Annotated in this window: 13 protein-coding genes and 1 tRNA gene; 6 read left to right on the top strand and 8 right to left on the bottom strand. The window is 70.4% G+C overall.

Features of this window, described 5'->3' with window-relative positions; all coding sequences use genetic code 11:
• Nucleotides 1–4: 4 nt before the first annotated feature.
• Both WME79_RS14270 and WME79_RS14275 read right to left on the bottom strand, forming a co-directional pair.
• Entirely contained in the window at nucleotides 5–739 is a 735-nt protein-coding gene (locus WME79_RS14270) for an ABC transporter permease (protein ID WP_437535377.1), read from the bottom strand.
• 5 nt (nucleotides 740–744) lie between these two features.
• Nucleotides 745–1938 carry an ATP-binding cassette domain-containing protein gene (locus WME79_RS14275; RefSeq protein WP_437535378.1) on the bottom strand — a complete coding sequence of 398 codons (1194 nt, stop codon included), beginning with the start codon at nucleotides 1936–1938 and terminating at the stop codon, nucleotides 745–747.
• A gap of 377 nt (nucleotides 1939–2315) precedes the next feature.
• On the opposite strand from WME79_RS14275, the gene WME79_RS14280 reads away from it, so the two are divergent.
• A complete protein-coding gene (locus WME79_RS14280) occupies nucleotides 2316–3563 on the top strand; it encodes an aspartate kinase (RefSeq protein WP_437535379.1) in 1248 nt (415 codons plus the stop codon).
• A 142-nt stretch (nucleotides 3564–3705) separates the two neighbouring features.
• Nucleotides 3706–4872 carry a hypothetical protein gene (locus WME79_RS14285; protein WP_437535380.1) on the top strand — a complete coding sequence of 389 codons (1167 nt, stop codon included), beginning with the start codon at nucleotides 3706–3708 and terminating at the stop codon, nucleotides 4870–4872.
• Nucleotides 4873–4902: 30 nt separating this feature from the next.
• On the opposite strand, the gene WME79_RS14290 is transcribed toward WME79_RS14285, so the two are convergent.
• The 6 genes from WME79_RS14290 to WME79_RS14315 form a co-directional block, all read right to left on the bottom strand.
• Nucleotides 4903–5295, bottom strand: a complete 393-nt coding sequence (locus WME79_RS14290) for a DUF4150 domain-containing protein (RefSeq protein ID WP_437535381.1) — start codon at nucleotides 5293–5295, stop codon at nucleotides 4903–4905.
• Between the two features lie 40 nt (nucleotides 5296–5335).
• Nucleotides 5336–5995 (bottom strand): DUF3540 domain-containing protein, encoded by a 660-nt coding sequence (locus WME79_RS14295; RefSeq protein ID WP_437535382.1) that lies wholly within the window; start codon nucleotides 5993–5995, stop codon nucleotides 5336–5338.
• 18 nt (nucleotides 5996–6013) lie between these two features.
• Entirely contained in the window at nucleotides 6014–7078 is a 1065-nt protein-coding gene (locus WME79_RS14300; RefSeq protein WP_437535383.1) for a pentapeptide repeat-containing protein, read from the bottom strand.
• Nucleotides 7065–9731 carry a DUF2169 family type VI secretion system accessory protein gene (locus WME79_RS14305; protein WP_437535384.1) on the bottom strand — a complete coding sequence of 889 codons (2667 nt, stop codon included), beginning with the start codon at nucleotides 9729–9731 and terminating at the stop codon, nucleotides 7065–7067. The genes WME79_RS14300 and WME79_RS14305 overlap by 14 nt, the downstream gene beginning before the upstream one ends.
• Nucleotides 9732–10051: 320 nt before the next feature.
• Complete coding sequence (locus WME79_RS14310) at nucleotides 10052–11683, bottom strand: TROVE domain-containing protein (RefSeq protein ID WP_437535385.1); 1632 nt, start codon at nucleotides 11681–11683, stop codon at nucleotides 10052–10054.
• Between the two features lie 166 nt (nucleotides 11684–11849).
• A tRNA-Arg gene (locus WME79_RS14315) sits at nucleotides 11850–11987 on the bottom strand.
• Nucleotides 11988–12332: 345 nt separating this feature from the next.
• Here WME79_RS14315 and WME79_RS14320 point away from each other — a divergent pair.
• From WME79_RS14320 to WME79_RS14335, 4 genes are all read left to right on the top strand, one after another.
• Nucleotides 12333–13649: a hypothetical protein gene (locus tag WME79_RS14320; RefSeq protein WP_437535386.1), complete on the top strand. Its 1317-nt coding sequence runs from the start codon at nucleotides 12333–12335 to the stop codon at nucleotides 13647–13649.
• 145 nt (nucleotides 13650–13794) lie between these two features.
• A complete protein-coding gene (locus tag WME79_RS14325; protein WP_437535387.1) occupies nucleotides 13795–14823 on the top strand; it encodes an alpha/beta hydrolase family esterase in 1029 nt (342 codons plus the stop codon).
• Between the two features lie 807 nt (nucleotides 14824–15630).
• Nucleotides 15631–16296 carry an RNA polymerase sigma factor gene (locus WME79_RS14330; RefSeq protein WP_437535388.1) on the top strand — a complete coding sequence of 222 codons (666 nt, stop codon included), beginning with the start codon at nucleotides 15631–15633 and terminating at the stop codon, nucleotides 16294–16296.
• Nucleotides 16293–17588 (top strand): hypothetical protein, encoded by a 1296-nt coding sequence (locus WME79_RS14335; RefSeq protein ID WP_437535389.1) that lies wholly within the window; start codon nucleotides 16293–16295, stop codon nucleotides 17586–17588. Before WME79_RS14330 ends, WME79_RS14335 begins: the two co-directional genes overlap by 4 nt.
• Nucleotides 17589–17730: the final 142 nt, after the last annotated feature.

Raw genomic sequence — 17730 nt, forward strand, 5'->3', positions numbered from 1 at the left:
GTCCTTACGCCCACTTCCTGCGCTCGAGCGCCCTGAACGAGGCCATGAGGCAGCCCGCTGTGATCGAGAGGAAGAAGACGATGTCTCGGGTGGACACCATGCCGCGCGCGAACGGCGTGAGGCGGGTGTCGAAGCTGATGAAGGAGAGGACGTCGCGGATGAGCGACGGGGCGTAGTCGGCGAGGTTGTCCACGCCGTGCAGGAAGCCGAGCACCAGGAAGGTGATGAAGAACGCGATCACCTGGCTGTCGGTCAGCGACGAGATGAGGAGGCCGATCGAGACCGCCGCCGCGCTGTAGAGCACGAGGCCGATGTATCCCGAGAGCACCGGCCCGCTGTCGAGCGCGCCGAGGTGCCAGGGCCACACGAACATCATCAACGGGTAGAGGATCGTCGAGAAGACGAGCACGAGGACGAGCCCCCACGCGCCGAGGAACTTGCCGAGGACGACCTCGTGATCCTGCACGGGCAGCGTGATCAGCATCTCCAGCGTGCCGCTCCGCTTCTCCTCGGCGAGGAGCCGCATCGTGATGACGGGGATGATGAGGAAGGAGAGCCCTATCGGCGCCCAGCTGAACAGCTGCACGAGCGAGGCGCGGTCCGCCTGCCAGAAGCCGCCGTTCATCAAGAAGAAGATGACGCCGAGCGCGATCAGCCCGAAGCAGATCACGACATAGGCCAGTGGGGAATCGAAGTTGGAGCGGAACTCCCGCTTCGCGATGGTCAGGGTGGTGCTCATACCGTTCAGCCCTTCTTCTTGGCGGGCGCTTCTTCCTCTGCGCCTTCGTCCTCGTCGCCGTCGCCGCCGTCCTTGGCCTCGTCGTCGGCCGGCGCGCTGTCCTCGTCCTCTTCCTCGTCGTCCTCGTCGTCGGCCGGCGCGCTCGCCTCGTCCTCGTCGTCGAGGTCGTCGGTGATCAGCTTGCGGCCGCGGTCCTTGCGCTCGTCGCCGCGCGTGAGCGCCTTGAACACGTCCTCGAGGCTCTGCGAGTCGCGCCGCATCTCGAGGAGGAGCCAGCCCTTCTGCACGACGAGCTGGAAGAGCTCGGGCCGGATGTCGCCGCCGAGCGCGCCGAGGAGCTGGAAGCTGTGGGCGCTGTCGCCGGTCGGCAGCTCGGTGACGCTGGTGACCCCGGGCAGACCGGAGAGCGCCTCCTGGACCTCCTGGGCCGTCGGGGGCTTGCGCGCGCCCGACCGGTACCCATCGCCGCCCTCGAAGACCTTCTTCTCGTGGACGGTGACGACGTACCGGACCTTGCCGCTCTTGGCGCGGATGTCGTCGAGCGGGCCGTCGGCGACGACGCGCCCCTTGGAGACGACGATGGCGCGGGCACAGGCGGCCTCGACCTCGGAGAGGTTGTGGGTGGAGAGGAGGATCGTCCGCTCCTTGCCGATCTCCTTGATGTAGCGGATGACCTCCGCCTTCTCGTTCGGGTCGAGATCGCTCGTCGGCTCGTCGAGGATGAGGATCGGGGGGTCGTGGACGAGCGCCTGGCCGAGGCCGACGCGCTGGCGATAGCCGTGGGAGAGCGTGCCGATGTCCTTGCCGAGCACCTGGGCGAGGCCGCACACCTCGACGATCCCCTTCATCCGCTTCTTGAAGAGCGAATGATCGAGGCCGCGCATGTCGGCGACGAACGAGAGGTATTCCCACACGTTCATCTCGCCGTAGAGCGGGGCGCGCTGGGGCAGGTACCCGAGCTTGCGCCGGACATCGAGCGGGTCGTCGAAGACGTCGTACCCGTGGACCCGCGCCGTCCCGGCCGACGCCGAGAGGAAGCAGGTGAGGATGCGCATCGTCGTCGACTTGCCGGCCCCGTTCGGTCCCAGGAAGCCGACGACCTCGCCGCGATGGACCTCGAAGCTCACCTTGTCGAGCGCGCGCAGCGACCCATAGCGCTTGGTCAGCGAGCTCGCCTCGATCATCACATCGCTAGCCAAAATGACCTCCTTAGATGGTTCCTTGAAAAGCGGAGCGCCCTGCTCCGTCGTTCGCCCCTGGCGATTCCCCCCGCCCTGACCGGCGGGCACGCCGTCGGGACACCCTGGATCACCCTTTACCCAGGCGAAAGGCGGCGCCATCGTAGCGACGGGTGGATCTCTGTCAACAGCGCCGACCCGAAGCCGCTGAGCCAGGGCTTTATTCCCGGCGATCGGCGCTGCATCGGGCTCGGTTGTCCGGGCTATCCCCGGATTGGCGGGATGGCGGCGGCTCCTCCGCGACGTGTTGTGCGTGGGACGGGCTCGCCCGGCGCGCGCGGCTGTCGAATTTCTCCTTGACCGGGGCGTCTGCGTTGGACTAGTTGGCCACACCTCGCGTGAGCCTCATCGTCCAGAAGTTCGGCGGCACGTCCGTCGGGTCCATCGAGCGCATCCAGCGGGCGGCCGCGCGGGCGCTCGCCACACAGCAGGCTGGTCATGACGTCGTGGTCATCGTCAGCGCGATGTCCGGCGAGACGAACCGCCTGCTCAAGCTGGCTTCGGACATCGCGCCCGTGCCCGACGCGCGGGAGATGGACGCGCTGGCGGCGACCGGCGAGCAGGTCTCGGCCGCGCTGATGGCGATCGCGATCCAGGCGCAGGGGGGCAAGGCGCGGAGCTTCCTGGGCCACCAGCTGAAGATCCTGACGGACAGCGCCTATACGAAGGCGCGGATCAAGGCGATCGACGCCCAGCGGCTGCACGAGGCGCTCGCCGGGGGGAAGATCGCGGTGGTCGCCGGGTTCCAGGGCGTGGACGACGCGGGCAACATCACGACGCTCGGCCGAGGCGGCAGCGACACGAGCGCCGTGGCGATCGCGGCGGCGGTGGGCGCCGAGTGCGAGATCTACACGGACGTCGACGGCGTTTACACAACGGACCCGAACATCTGCAAGACGGCGCGGAAGATCGAGCGGATCAGCTACGAAGAGATGCTGGAGCTCGCCTCGCTGGGAGCGAAGGTCCTTCAGATACGGAGCGTGGAGGTTGCGATGAAGTATGGTGTCCCGGTGCATGTGCGGTCGTCGTTCTCGGACGTGCCGGGCACGTGGGTCGTCAGCGAGGAGCAGTCCCTCGAGAGCGTGACGGTGACGGGCGTGGCGCTCGACCGGAACGAGGCGCGGGTGATGCTCGTCGGCGTCGACGACAAGCCGGGCGTGGTGGCGCAGATCTTCGGCGCGCTGGCCGAGGAGAACATCAGCGTCGACATGATCATCCAGAACGCGCCGAGCTACGGCCTGGAGACGCGCGGCGCCTCGGGCGAGGTGAAGGCCGACGTCACGTTCACCGTCGGCAAGGCGGATCTCCCGCGGGCGAAGCTCGTGATGGAGAAGGTCGCCAGCGCCGTGCGCGCCATGAGCATCCGTTACGAGGAGGACATCGTGAAGGTGTCGATCGTCGGCCTCGGGATGCGGACGCACGCGGGCGTGGCGGCGCGGATGTTCCAGCTGCTCGCGGCGGATGGGATCAACATCCAGGCGATCTCCACGAGCGAGATCAAGATCTCGTGCCTTGTCTCGACGAAGTATGCCGAGCTCGCCGTCCGTGCGCTGCACGATGGCTTCGGGCTCGGCGGCAAAGCCTGACCGAACCCGTGCTACCGTCGTGATGCGCTCGCCGTGAGCGGCCCCCGACCCGGTCGGTGAGGCTGCTCGCGGCGTGTTGCATTGTGGTGTCGTGATCGCTCTGTCGGGAGCCCACGGCGCCGCTCATGGCGGGGAGGTTCGCATGCGTCGCAGGGAGGTTGGGCTGCTGGTGCTCGGCGCGCTCTGCGCCGTTGCGCTTTCCATCAGCGGCGGCGGGTGCCAGCCCGAGGGGGACACCTTCGCTCCGGCGGGGCCCGGAGGGACCACCGGGGAGGGCGGCGGCGTCGAGGTGAGCTCAGGAGAGGGCGCGAGGGCGGGAGAGGCGGGGGCGGAGACGACCGGGAGCGGAGACGAGGGCGGGGGACGGGGAGAGCAGCCTTCTGCTGCACGGGTGGTGACGATCGAGGAGATCACCACGGGGGCGATCGCGGGGGATACGGTCGTCGAGCTGAAGGGCGTCGTGGCGATGAGCCCCAAGTTCTTCATCGACAGCATCCGATCAGGCGCCTGTCTCTGGGGTGTCTTCCTGTCCAGCCCCGATCTCGCCGAGACCGCGGCCCATTCGGGCATCCTGGCTGTCTCCCGCAGCGACGCCTTGACCGACGAGAACGGCGAGCCCGCCTGTCCGAACCTGGAGAGCGCGTCGGCGGGCGATCCCTTCCCAGACGACGTCGCGCCTGGAGATCTGCTCGATGTCATCGGCGAGACGACCTACTTCAGCTCTTCCTCCTGTCGCGACACATGCGGCGATCTTCTCTGCGATCCTGCCGGTGACCCGCCGGAGACGGCGCAGAGCTGCAGGCAGGACTGCGGCGCGAGCCCTGAGCTCATCGGACAGAGCGCCGTGGGGCAGTACCAGATCGAGTGGATCAAGAGCGCCACCCGGAGGGGGCGTACGGACGTCCCAGCGCCGCATGTCGTCACGGCCGAAGAGGCGGTGAAGCTCGGCTCACCCGCCGAGACGGCCTTCTATCATGCGTGGGGAGGCGTGAAGGTCCGGCTGGAGGGGGCCTTCGAACCCGTGCTGCGGACCGACGCGGCGGGCGAGGGCGCCGTCGTCGGCGCCTACGGGAACATCCACCTTCAAGGCGGCCCTGTGCAGGTGGGGGACAAGCTCTATACCATCGGCGGAGCGCAGAGCGCCTGTCACAAGGGGCCCATCTACTCGAGCGTCGATGTCGTGTTCACGCGGGTCGACGGCTTCGTCTACAACAACTTCTGCATCTGGAGCCTGCAGCCGGCGAGCAAGTGCACGGACATCGCTCCGCCGAGCGAGGACTGCGCCGCGGCCAACCCGATGTGCCCCTGATACGGCCCTTGCGGTCGCCGCGCCGGTCCCTCAGGGCGCCAGCATCAGCACCTTCACCTGGCTCGGCACGACGCGCACCCCGGGGCAGTTCGTGCTGTTCTGGAGCGACATGCTCGTCAGCCTGCTCGCCGGCATCCCGCGGATCAGCACCGAGAACGCGCCGGTCAGGTGGCGGCTCGGCCCCATCACCGTGCCCGACGCGACCCCCATCGCCACGCCGGCGTTGTCCCCGTTGGTCAGCGGGATCGTCGTCGCCAGGTTGTGCGCCGGCGCGGCCATGAAGAGCACGTTGTACACGGCCGGCACGCCCATCGGCCCGGCGGCGATGTTGGGGTAGGGCACGGGCACCGGCGCGGGCGACGGCGTCAAGCACACGTCCGGGAGCCCCATGTCGATGCCCATCATCTGCGAATTGGCAAACATCGCTGTTCTCCTCCCGTTCGTCCCGTTCGCCTCGTGAGGCTCAGCCGAGGTGGATCTGCGCGCCGTCGAGCTTGACCAGCTCCTCGGCCGTCACGAGCGTGTTCTCGCCGCGCAGGCTCATGTTCTTCTTCGCCACGTAGTCGACGCGCTCCGCCCGGAGCTGCTCGAGCTCCTCGACGAAGCGGTACACCCGCTTCAGCCGCTGCGTCACCCGCTCGAACGACGCGTCGAACGCCGCAGCCTTCACCTTCGCCTTCTCGATCTCGGCCTGCACCGCCGTCCCGATGTACGACAGGCTCTCCACGAGGAGGCTGCCGCGGCGCGCGTTGACCTTCAGCTCGCCGGCCACCACCCCGACCTCCTTGCCCGACGCGAGCGTCACGCCCTCGGCGGCGCCGAGCACGAACCGCCCTCTCGGCAGCTTGATGTGCAGGTCCCCGTCCAGCACCACGCAGAGGTCGCTCCCCTGCCGCTCCAGCACCGCCAGGATGTAGGCGCCGTGCTCCGGCAGCACCGAGACGAGCACCACGTCGCCCGCCGCCGGCTCGACCATGCAGCTCACCGCGCGGCGCGCCTCGACCTCGGCGGAGCCGGTGGACACCACGAACGCGCCGCCCGCGGCGCGCACCACGCGCCCCGCCTCCTGGGTCGTGGCCTCGGGCTCGATCGTCTCGATCTTCCTCGCAACGTTGTTTCGCACCGCGCCTCCCGCGCCGGCTCAGCCGGCCTTGCCTCGAAGCCTGTCCTGCCACGCCTCCGCCTCGGCGAGCGGCTCGTCGTTGCCCAGCGCGAGCGCGCGGCTCGTGAAGATCGCCCCCTCGTCCCGCGTCCGGTGGAAGCGCGCCCGGAAGAGCGCCGCCCCCGTGAAATCCGCCCCTCGCACGTCGGCGTGGGAGAAGTCAGCGTACGTGAGCTCCGCGCCAGGGAAGCGGGCGCGCTCGCAGCGCGCGCGGTGCCAGATGCTCTGCTCGAGGCTGGCCCTCGCGAGCTCGGCGCCCCCGAGCGCGGCGTCCACGAAGATCGCCTGCGTCAGCTGCGCCCCGCGGAGGCTCGCGCCCGTCAGATCGGCCTCGACGAAGATCGCGTTCGCCGCCCTGGCGTCGTCGAGCCGAGCGCCGGTGAGCTTCGCGCCCTTGAAGCCGCACTGCGTGAGGTCCGCGCCGGTCAGGTTCGCCCCGGAGAGATCCGCCTCGGTGAACTGGCTCAAGGTGAAATCGAGCCCCGAGAGGTCCATGCCCGCGAACCGGGCGCCGATGAAGACGACGCTCCGGCAGCGCGCCCCTGCCAGCGCCACCGACGTCATGTCCGCCCGGATCAGGTGCGTGAACTCGAGCCGCGCGCCCGAGAGATCGAGCTCTTCCACGTTCGCGTCGACGAGCACCGTGCGATCCAGGTTCGCGCGCGCGAGCCTCGCGCCCGCGAAGCGCGAGCTCGCGAACGCCGCGATGACCAGGTCCGCCTCGGAGAGATCGGCGAGCGAAAGGTCGGACTCGGCGACCTGCGCCGCCGCCCAGGTCGTCCGTGCGAGCTTCGCCTGCGCGAGCGCGCACCGGTGCATCGCCACGTGGTGCAGGTCGGCGCCGGTCAGATCCGCCCCCGTGAGGTCGCACGCGGTGAGGATCGACTCCTTGAACGTGGCCCCGGCGAGGCACGCCCCCTTGAAGCTCACCTGCTCGAAGAGCCCGCCCGAGAGGTCGGCGCCGCCGAGGTCCTCGCCGTCGAGGCAGGCGCCCTCGATCGTCTCGCCGCCCTTGATCTTCGCGATGAGCTCAGCCCTGTCCACGCGGCCTCCGCGGCACGAAGCGCACCTCCCGGAGGTTCGCCTCCTCGAAGCGCGTCCGATCGTCGCCGAGCACCTTCGCGAGATCGGCGCGGAAGAGGTTGGCCCGGCTGAAGTCTGCGCCCATGAGCTTCGCCTTCTGCAGGACGCCCTGCATCAGATCGGCGCACGTCAGATCGGCGTCCCCGAGGTCGGCGCGGACGAACCGCGCCTCGCGCGCCGCGATCCACGCCATCCTGGCGCCGCGCAGGTCGCACTCGCTGAGATCGCTCCCGTTCATCCGCGCCTCGGTGAAATCGGCGCCGGCGAGGCTCGCCCCGCGGAGGTTCGCGCCCGTGAGCGTGGCGCCGTGGAAGTCCGCGCCGTCGAAGTCGCACTCCTTGACCATGCGCAGGTTCTCCGCGAAGGCGCCCCGGAGCACGGCGCCTCGGCCCTCCGACGAGAAGAACGCCGTCGAGATCAGCCGGGCGCCCGTGAGATCTACGCTGCCGAGCTTGCACTCGATGAAGGTGGACCGCGAGAGATCCGCGCCGGCGAGCTTCGAGCCCGAGAGATCGACCCGGAGCAGCGTGAGCAGCTGCGCCAGCGCGTCCGAGAGGTCGTTGTCGCGCAGCGTGGCCTCGGACAGGTCGGCCAGCGTGAGCTCCGCGCCGCGGAACGACGCGCCCGTCAGATCTGCCTGGTAGAGCACCGCGCCTGACAGGTCCGCGCCGGAGAGATCGGCGCCCACGAGCTTCGCGCGCCCCAGGTTCGCCTCCTCGAGCTTCGCGCCCCGGAGCGTGGCGCGCGAGAGGTCGGCGTGCGCGAGGACCGCCTTCTCCAGGTCGGCGCCCGTGAGGTCGGCGCCCGCGAGGCTCGCGCCCTCGAGCAGCGCGCCGGTCAGCGTCGCGCCCCGGAGATCGAGGCCCGAGAGATCCGCGCCGGTCAGGTCGCGCCCGGCGAGCGAGCGCCCCGCGCGGTGCGCCTCGATCACCTCCTCGCGGAGGCGCCGCGTGGCCTCGCCGGCGAGCCGGCCGGCCTCGGGGCCGAAGTGCGCGGTCTGCCGGTATCCCTCGATCACCTGCGCCTCCATCTGGGCGAGCTTCCGATCGAGGGCAGGATCCGCGAGCGTCGCCTCGAGCTCGGCGTTCGGGTACCCCGCGTTCGCGAGCAGGGTCGCGAGATCCTCCAGCCGCTCGCGCTCGGCCTTCGCCGAGAACCGCGGCGGGCCGGCGGCCTGCTTCATCGCCTCTGCCTGGAGCGCGTCGTAGTCCATCCCGGCCGCCGCATAGGCCGCGCGCGCCTCGGCCTCGGCCTTCGCCCGGCGTCCCTCCGCCTCGGCCTGCTCCCGCTCCGCGCGCGCCTCGAGCTCCTCGACGAAGGGCCCCAGCTCCTCGATGTCGGGGATGGCCGGCTCCACGACGGGCTCCTCCTCTCCTTCGAGGCCGAGCTGCGCCGGGTCGAGCCCGAGCTCCACGACGGTCGCGCGCGCCTTCTGGCGGTTCTCCTCCGCCCTGCGCTGCGCCCCTCCCTGGAGGTTCTTCCGGAGCAGATCGTCGCTCTCGAGCAGCCGCTCCACGTCGGACTTGTCGCGCGGCGGCCGCGCTCCGGGCGGGAGCGCCGGCAGGAGATCGCTCTCGCGCAGCGAGGCGAGGTGCCCTGCCTTGGGGTCGAGCCGCTGCCTCAGCACCTCGCGGTAGTGCTCCGCGGGCCTCGGCTCGCCGAGCGCCTCCGCGCCGATCACGATCTGCAGCACGTCGGCCGCGTCGTCCTCGTCGACGAGCGCGATCCCCCGGAACAGGAGGACCCCGCGCTCGGCGTGGGGGAAGAGGTGCACTGTCTCGAGGCGCATCGCCACGTCCCCGAACGTCTCCTCGCCTCCGCTCTTCCGGTTGATGAACGCGCGCGCCGCGACGCCCGGCAGCCCCGCCTCGATGACGGGCCTCTCCGGGTGCATGTTCTCCAGCAAGAGCGGCTCGTCGCCCCGGAAGAACCCCTGGATCTGCTGGTCTTCCGGCGCCGCGTTGAACATGCCGAGATCGGTGTCCTCGGCGAAGCCCGGGAACCGCTCCTTGAGCCACTTCTGGTCGTACGTGCCGATCTTGCCGAAGCGTTGAGGCCACATGAGGTCGAGCGGGCCGAAGCCCGCGGGCGCGGGCTGGTCGCTCGGCGATGTGATCAGCGGCCTGGGCAGCTCGATGTTCGGGAGCGGGTGGACCTCGCCCCGCTCGGTCTCGACCGGCTGGGCCCCCTTGCCCACGGGGTTCTGGGCGAACTCCGGGCCGCCGAAGGCGCGCTCCCAGGCGATGGGCATCTCGGTGAACGGCTCCGGCTCGGTGGGCACCCCGCGCCGCCAGATCCGGTCGCCGATGGCGTAGAGCGTCTTGTCCACGGCGCCGAGCCGCGCTCGCACCGCGCAGGCCGGCGCGCGGCCCCCGGGCGGGTACGCTCGCCCCGAGATCAGGAGCTCTCCTCGCGGCTTGGGCATCCCCATGTCGAGCACCGCGTCCTTGCCGAGCTCGGCCGCGGTGAACTTCCAGAGATCGATCTCGGAGAGCAGGGCTGCCGGCGGGCCGAACGAGAAGAACGCGAGGACCGTGACGGACAGATAGCAGTCGCTGCCGTCCTCGAAGACCCTGTGGAGGAGGCCGAGCTTCTGGGGCTTGATCGTCTTCATCGGAGAAGGGGTTCGCGCCGCCAGCGCGCGGGTCCACGGCCCCGGGGACGACGTCGCCCGGGGCCGCGGCGCACTGTCTCCGAGCGGCTCACGTCAGTCAACGCTCGCCTCCGTCGACCATCGCGCGCCTGGTACCGCGGGTCAGAGATCCTGCCAGGGCTCTGCCTCGCGAGCCGAGCGAGATTTGACGCAAAGACGCCAAGAGCGCAAAGACGCAACAAGGCAAGGCAAGGCATTTATTCTCTATTGCGCCTTTGCGTCTTTGCGCCTTTGCGTTGAAATCTCTCCCCGGATCTCTCGCCGGAGTCCTCTGCGTGGAGCTAATCGTTCGCCATCGCCGCGGCGAAGCGCAGCAGCCCCTCGCCCCAGCCGCCGAGGATGTACGTGCGGTCGTAGAACTCGGGCACGAGCGTGTCCTGGTACCCGGCCACCTGGACCAGGAACACGCGCACGTCGCGGTTCACCCGCGCGCGGTACGTCGCCACGAGCTTCGCCACGTCGATGTAGTGCCCGTTCCAGGCGAAGTCCGCGTAGTCCTTCGGCCGCGTACCGTACAGGCCGCCGTGGCCGGCCTGCATGTCGCTCATCACGAACACCGAGTCCCAGCGCTGCCGCTCGCGGATCGCGCGATCCCAGAAGAGCCACACGCCGTTCTCGGTCGCCGTCCCGATCGTGCGGGCCATGTGCTCCGCCTTCTCGAGCTGCGAGAACACGCTCTCCTGCTTGCGCACCGCGAACGTCTCCAGCCGGTCACCGAACACACCGAGGTGCCCGTCGCTCGAGCGCATCCCGGCCACGACCCCCGTGAGGTTCGCGATCGTGGAGATCTGCATCGTCCCGAGGCTGCTCGTGGTCGTGCCCTGCGCGGACCCGCTGTTGTCGCAGAGCACCATCACGCGGCCGGGGAAGTACGGCACCAGGCCGAGCGAGCGGTGCAGGCACTTCTCCACCGCGTCGAGCACGGCGCCCGGCGCGCAGCCCTTCACGGCGCGATAGGCGCTGTAATACCGGAACGGCAGCTGCTTGCCCTCCGCGGCCGTCTCGACGAGCTTCGGCAGGAACTGGTCGAACGGCACGCCCGCCTCGATCAGGTTGCGCAGGTTGCGCAGCAAGGCCATGTGGCCCATGACCGGCAGCGCCTTGCGCCACGCGCACCGGTTCGAGCCGCGCGCCGAGACGATCGCCTCCCAGGTGCGGCCGGTCGCGCGGAGGGCGCCCTTCGCGAGGCGGTCCACGCTGGGGCTCTTCGGGTGCACGAGGTTCATGACGTCCACGGTCTTGCTCCCCTTGCCCTCGAGCCGGTACTTCGCGAGGGCGTGATCATCGAAGCGCTCGAGCGCGTCGCGCAGCGCGCGCTTCAGCGCGTTCGGCACCGGCTTGCCGAATCGGTAGAGCTGGTACGCGAGGGCGACCGCCGGCTCGTCCGCGCGCTTCAGGATGCGCGGCGCGTAGCTGCGCACGAGGCCCGTCCCGCGCACGGAGGCGGTGTTCGCCGCGCGCACCAGGATGACCTGGGGCGTCGTGCGCATATGCTCCTCCTCGCGCAGCCGCACCGCCTCGGCGAGCGTCGCCTCCGGATCGGCCGCGAGCGCCTCGTCGATGGCCTTCTCGATCAGCGCCGCCGGCGAGAGCTTGCGCCACTCGGCCGGGTCCACGGCGCCCAGCGTCTCGCGCAGGCGCCGCACCTCGGCGTCCGAGAGGCGCGCGCGGGCGGCCGCCTTCTTCGCCGCCTTCGCCGACACCTTCGCCTTCGCCGCGTTCACGGCCTTCGCCGGGCGCGGATCCGCAGGCTCGCGGTGGTAGTACATGGGCTCGCCGAAGAAGCACGACGAGGCCGCGAGGCGGAGGCGCTTCAGCGGATCGGCGATATCGAAGGAGCGGCCGCCCATCCAGTTCAGGTGCGAGTCGGCGCTGCGCTTGTCCTGACGCTTGAGATGCTGAAAGAACGCCATGATGACACCTCCATCCTCGACGCACGCGCGGCGAGGGGTCGAGAGCGGGGCGCACCTTCAAGGTGCGCCCCGCTCGTAGAAAACGGGCGCAGCGCGGAGGATGGTGGTCACGGGGTTGGTCGTGTCAAAACGAAGGAACCGTGACGCTCACTGCCGCGCTGTGCCCTGGTGCCAGAGGCGGGACTCGAACCCGCGACCTCGTCCTGAGAAGGGAAGTAACCCCGGAACTCACTGCCGGCGCTCATCGCGCCGGAGAACACCGTCCGGAGTTGTTTTCGCGCTCTAACCGCTGAGCTACTCTGGCGTGGACGCTGGGGGGTATTGCAGGTCGGATGCCAAGGCGGTCTCCGCGGGTGCCGACCGCAGAAACCCCGGGGGAACGGGCGAGAGCGCGGGCAGCCGGCGTCTCCCGCCGGCCTGTTGTCTATCCCATGAGATAAAATACTAGATGAACCGATAAATCGGGGCGATCGCCGTGGTCGCCGCACCAGAAGGGGGCGCGCCGCCGAGGACCGCGCGCGTAGAGCGAGCAGGCTGCGACGTGGCACAGGGGCGTTGGCGCAGGCTGGCTCATCGGGCAGGGCGATGAACGAGATCCTCTAAGGTTGGCTGTGTTCCGTGGCGGCACCGGGTTTGCTGGAGCCGCCTCATGCTCACCAGAACGCGCAGCTTCTTTGTCTTGGCCACGTGCCTTTCCCTCTTCGGCTGCGCCACCATCGTCGACGACCGGAGCGCGTCGAACGGTCCTCCGGGGGGCGCCGAGGGCACGGGGGACGCGTCGAGCGAGCCGAGCGGCGCTCCGGGCGACCCGAGCATCGACCCGAGGCCGGCTCCGGAGGGCTGCAACGGTATCCTGGACGTGCCGGATCCAGCGCTCGCCGCGGGCTTGCGAGAGGAACTCGGCCTCGGCGCCGGCGAACCGATTCCGGGGGCCGCGGTCGCCGCGCCTGACATCCTCTTCCTCGCCGACCTCGGCATCGAGGACCTGAGCGGCCTCGAGTGCGCCACGTCGGTCGAGCAGCTGTTCCTCCACGGCAATCAGATCGAGGACATCTCGGCCCTCGCGCGCCTGCCGCGGCTCTACAACCTGCACCTGGACTCGAATCGGATCGTCTCGCTGGGCGCGCTCTCCGGGCACCAGCGGCTCATGACGCTGTCCGCGATGGACAACCTGGTCTCGTCGACGAGGGACCTCAACGACCTTCCGGAGCTTCAGAACCTGAACTTGTCGGGCAATCCGCTCGAGGCCCTCGAAGGGCTGGACGGTACACATGCCCTGTTCCATCTCTCGGTCGACCACACCGACGTCGCTGAGCTCTCGAGCCTCTCCAGGTTTCCGGCGCTGGACAACGCGAACTTCACCGAGACCAAGGTGACGAGCCTCGCGACGCTGCCGGGCCTCCACTCCCTGACGACGCTGCTCCTGGAGGACGCGGAGGTCGAGGACGTGCGCCTCGGAGCGGTTCTTCCGGCCCTCGCGAACCTGCACCTGAGCGGCAATCACATCGCGTCGATCGCCGGGCTCGACCCCGCGAGCGTGCCCGCCCTGCAGCACCTGGGGCTCGCTCGCAATCCGCTGACGGACACGTCCCTGCTCTCCACTTACCCGCAGCTGAGGGGGGTGACGATCAGCGAGATCGGCGCGAGCGGCGCGGATCTGAGCTGGGTCACGGGGCTCGCGGGCCTCAGCTGGATCGAGGCGCGCTCCGATTCCATCACCGACCTCACGCCCCTCCTGGGCGTTCAGCGCATCGGCATCCTGGATCTGTCGGACAACCTGATCGAGGACGCGTCTCCGCTGAACGACGTCGTGTTCGACCGCTGCGCGCGGGTCTCGCTCTCGGGGAACCCCGGTGACAGCTCGTTCGGCAGCGTGCTGGACGCGCTCTGCGCGAGGAATATCGTGGTCGACGGCCACTGCATGCCCGCTGTTTGTGACCCTTGCGCGAACCTGGCCTGCGATTGAGCGCCTCGGCTCAACGGAGCTGACCCAGGGTGCCGAGCTCGGACCGCCCCGCACCTCAGGGTCCCCATCGAATGGACAGTGATACACTCCACAGCCTGCGGGTGATGCGGGGCATGTCCAGCGTGTGGAAGGGGCGAGGTGGCTCTTGAAGTACCAGCTTGGTGATGGCGTGGTTTCGTCGATCGCGCTGGCTGCCCTCATCGGCGGTTGCGTGGCCGCGTGCAGCGGAAGCGGAAGCGGCGGCGCGAGCTCCGGCGACGGCGAGGCTGGCGGCGGGGGCTCGACCTCCGGAGGGACTTCGGGGGCGGAGGGCGGCTCTGGCAGCCAGAGCAGCGGCGGCAGCAACGGCAGCTCGGGCGGCCAAGGAGCGTCGACCGGCGGCTCGACGAGCTCGGGTGGCAGCGGCGGCAGCGGTGGCAGCGGCCCGGCGACGGGCGCTGGCGGCGGTGACCCGAGCGACGGCTGCGCGACGCCGGACCAGGCAACCGAAGGTTACAGGTCGATCGAGGTGGGCGGCACGACCCGCCGCTACTATCTCGTTCCCGCGACGACGACGTCGCCCGCGCCGCTCGTCATCAGCTTTCACGGGCACAGCGGCACGGGCCAGGGTGACGTGTCCACCTTCGCCCTCCGCGACACCACGGAGGGACAAGCCGTCCTGATGTTCCCCGATGGCGTGCCGCAGGATTGGTACGGCGATGCCGTGGGATGGGACAATCGCAGCACGACGTCCCCCGACGTTGCGTTCACCAAGGCGCTCATCGACGAGGCCGCGGCGTCGCACTGTATCGATCGTTCGCGCGTCTTCCTGGTGGGCTTCAGCTGGGGTGGCTGGATGTCGGCCCAGGCGGGCTGCGCGTTGGGCGATCAGGTGCGCGCGCTTGTCTCCGCCGCGGGCGGGCCTCCCGCAGGGAACTGCGCCGGACCGGTGAGCGCTCTCATCGTCCACGGCGCGGCGGACGACGCCGAGCCGCTCGACTCCGGCATCCAGAGCCGGGACAGGTTCGTGGCGTTGAACCAATGCGGGTCCGGCACGTCGCCCGCGGGCTCGGGCTTGTGCGTCGCCTACGAAGGCTGCACCAAGCCGACGTGGTGGTGGCAGCACGAGCTCGGTCACACGCTTCCTGAGGACTCACAGAGAACGATCTGGGAGTTTCTGCTCGCCGCGCCGTAGCTCCACTGCGTCGATGGATGGGGCGAGTTCGCGGGGTCGTGATGCAGGGGGCGCACACAGCATGACGACATAGGATCGGAGCGCGTGCGGAGGGGGCCTTGGCTGCGTCGGGCCGGAGCTCCAGGACCAGCGCCGCGTCGCCCAAGTGCAGAGCGGGGATCCGGAACGTCGCGACCGTGGCGCGCGCTCATCACCGTGGGCACGAGAGGGTCGCGATCCGGGGCTCGGTAGAATTTTGAAGGAACGCCCAGATCCAGACCTTGGGGTTGCGTCGTGGCGCGTGTCCTGGGGAGGTCGAGACCTCTGGGGCGGGTCCGGGAGGAGGAATCCGCGAGGTCGAGATCTTGGCGGCAGGTGTGTAGAGGAGGAATCCGCGAGGTCGAGATCTTGGCGGTGGCCGGCAGAGGAGGGCTCGGCCAGGTCGAGATCTTGGCGGCAGCCGGCAGAGGAGGGCTCGGCCAGAGCGCGACCTCAGCGGCAGGCTGGACACGAGGGGCTGGTCAGGTCGAGGCCTCTGGCGCAGGGGAGAGACGAGGGCTCGGCCAGGTCGAGACCTGGGCGGCCGCGGCGACGCGGCGATCGGGTCGACGGTTGAGCCATGGGTGGCGCCAGCCGCTGCGAGCCGGAGGCGCGCTCCGCGACGGGGCGCGCGCCGCGAGCGTCCCCGGGTTCAGCCGCGCGATCGTCACCGCCGGCGCGCGGAGAGGAAACCGGCGGCGATCTCGGTTGTGTAGAGTGCGAGATGACGGCGCTGGTGGTCGGCTCATGGTGCATCGCGGCGGACGGGTCCCTTGCGCCGAGGCTCCCGTGAACCTCGCCGCGCGATCCCGGCTCGGCCCGCAGGCCGGGGCGGAGGAGCTGCTCCCCCGTCCCGCAGACGGCGAGCGGTACGACCCGCCCGAGCACATCGCTCCCATGTCGTCCCAGGACCTCTCGGCGTCCAGGGTGCGGGCCTCGGGCGCAGCGGCGCTGGACGCCGAGGCGCTGTACCGCCGCCACCATCTCCTGGTGTACCGCCTCGCCCTCCGTTACGGCCGCGGCAACGTGGCCTGGGCCGAGGACGTGACGCAGGACGTGTTTCTCGATCTCATGAAGGCGCTCGCGACGCTGACCGATCGAGACAACCTCGAAGGATGGCTGTACCGGGCGACCTCGAATCGCTGCCTGAACCGCCTGCGGCGGGACCGGTTCCTCGACCTCGCGCCCATCCGCTGGCTGCTCGGGCAGGACGAGGCCGATCCGCGTCCGATGCTGGAAGAGGTGGCCATCGCGCGCGACGATCTGCGTCGGGCGTTCAAGGCGCTGGGCACGCTGCCTCCCAAGGAGCAGGTCGCGTTCTCGATGTTCTATCTCGACGGCAAGGAGCAGGAGGAGATCGGGAGCGTCCTTGGCCACTCCAAAGGGTACGTGTGCAAGCTGATTCGAAGGGCCGTCGCGCGGCTGCGCGACGCCGGGTGGGAGGTGGGGCAATGACGCGAGACCGCGACCTGCTCGCGCTGCTGCACGAGGTCGACGCGCGGCTCGCGGCGGCGACTCCATCGCCCCGGCTCGCGGCGCGCCTTGGCGCGCAGCTGCGCGGGGAACGCCCGTCCCTCGCCCGGCGCGTGGGACGCCCGCTCGCGCTGGCCCTCGCCGCCGGAACGGCCGCGGTCGTCCTCGGCGCCGCCCTCCAGCGCCCGGCGACCCCCGAGGTCTCCGCGCGCAGCCCGGCCGACGATCCCGCGATCGGGATCGTCGGCGATCGCTCCCGCGCGGACGGCGGGATCCCGGAGCGCACGCCGGCCGAGGGCCACCCGCCGGCGCCGCCCCGGATCCTCGCCCCGCTCCTCCGGGAGCCGCCCCGCCGGCTCGCTCCGCCGCCGAAGACCTCCCCCCCTGCGCCGCACAGCTCGGCAGCGCCGCCGGACGCGCGCGACGCGCCTGAAGGCCAGCGAAGCAGCGAGCTCCCCGAAGGCCGCACCCCAGCCCCGCCGTCGCACGCGCGTGCCCAGCCGCCGGCCGTCGCGCCCCCGTCGAGCCCGGGGTGGGTCGACGCCCTGGAACGTCCGCCGCTCCACACGTCGCGCGGCCAGCTCCCCTCGTGGAGCCGAGGCACCGGCGGCGCCAGCGCTCCGGCGGAGGCAGCTGGGCAAAAGGGCGAGCGAAGCGCCGAGAGCAGCGCCGAGGGGGCGGATGGCGCGGCGACGGCGGAGCCCCACGAGAAGCCGACGGGTCTGCAGGAAGAGGCGGGCTGCCCGACGGCGGAGGATTTGACGAGCAAGGCCGAGGCGATGTGCGATGCGCAGGGCCTCGTCCTCGGCGACGTCAAGCTGCTCGATCCGTGCAGAGACGGCGGTTACCGCAGCGTCGAGCCCACGTGCGTCGACGGTGAGCCGACCGAGTGCTGGAGCGGCCGGCTCGGCGACGGCCTCACCTGTCATGACAGCGGCGATCTGAAGGATCAGGCCTACATCACGTGCAGCAACCAGGGCGCGGATCTCACCGAATTCACTTACGAGCGGGGCGCCGCCGGGTGCGGGCTCAGCGAGACGACCGGTGCCGTCTATGCGTGCTGCCCGGCGGCGGATCCGCTGCCGTCGCGCCTGTGCTGGACGACCAAGATCGACCACGGGGACGTGTGCCAGGCGCAGTCGACGCTCGGTGACGAGGCCAGCGCCCTGTGCGCAGACGCCGGGCAGCGGATCTTCCGCATCTGGTACAACTCCGGCACCGCGATCTGCCCCGAGGCGCACGACACGAGCGCGCTCTTCACCTGCTGCCCGTGAGCAGCGGTCGCGGGTCTGCCTGGCGGAGGGACCGGCTGGCTGGCCAGCGCGACAGCGAACTCGGAGAGCGCCCGACTGCGTGGGTCGGCATGGCAGGGCTGCGAGAGGGGGCTCGGGCAGGGCGTGGTCGCTGGGCGGGTGC

This window comes from Sorangium sp. So ce726, assembly GCF_051521405.1.
Classification (GTDB): domain Bacteria; phylum Myxococcota_A; class Polyangia; order Polyangiales; family Polyangiaceae; genus Sorangium.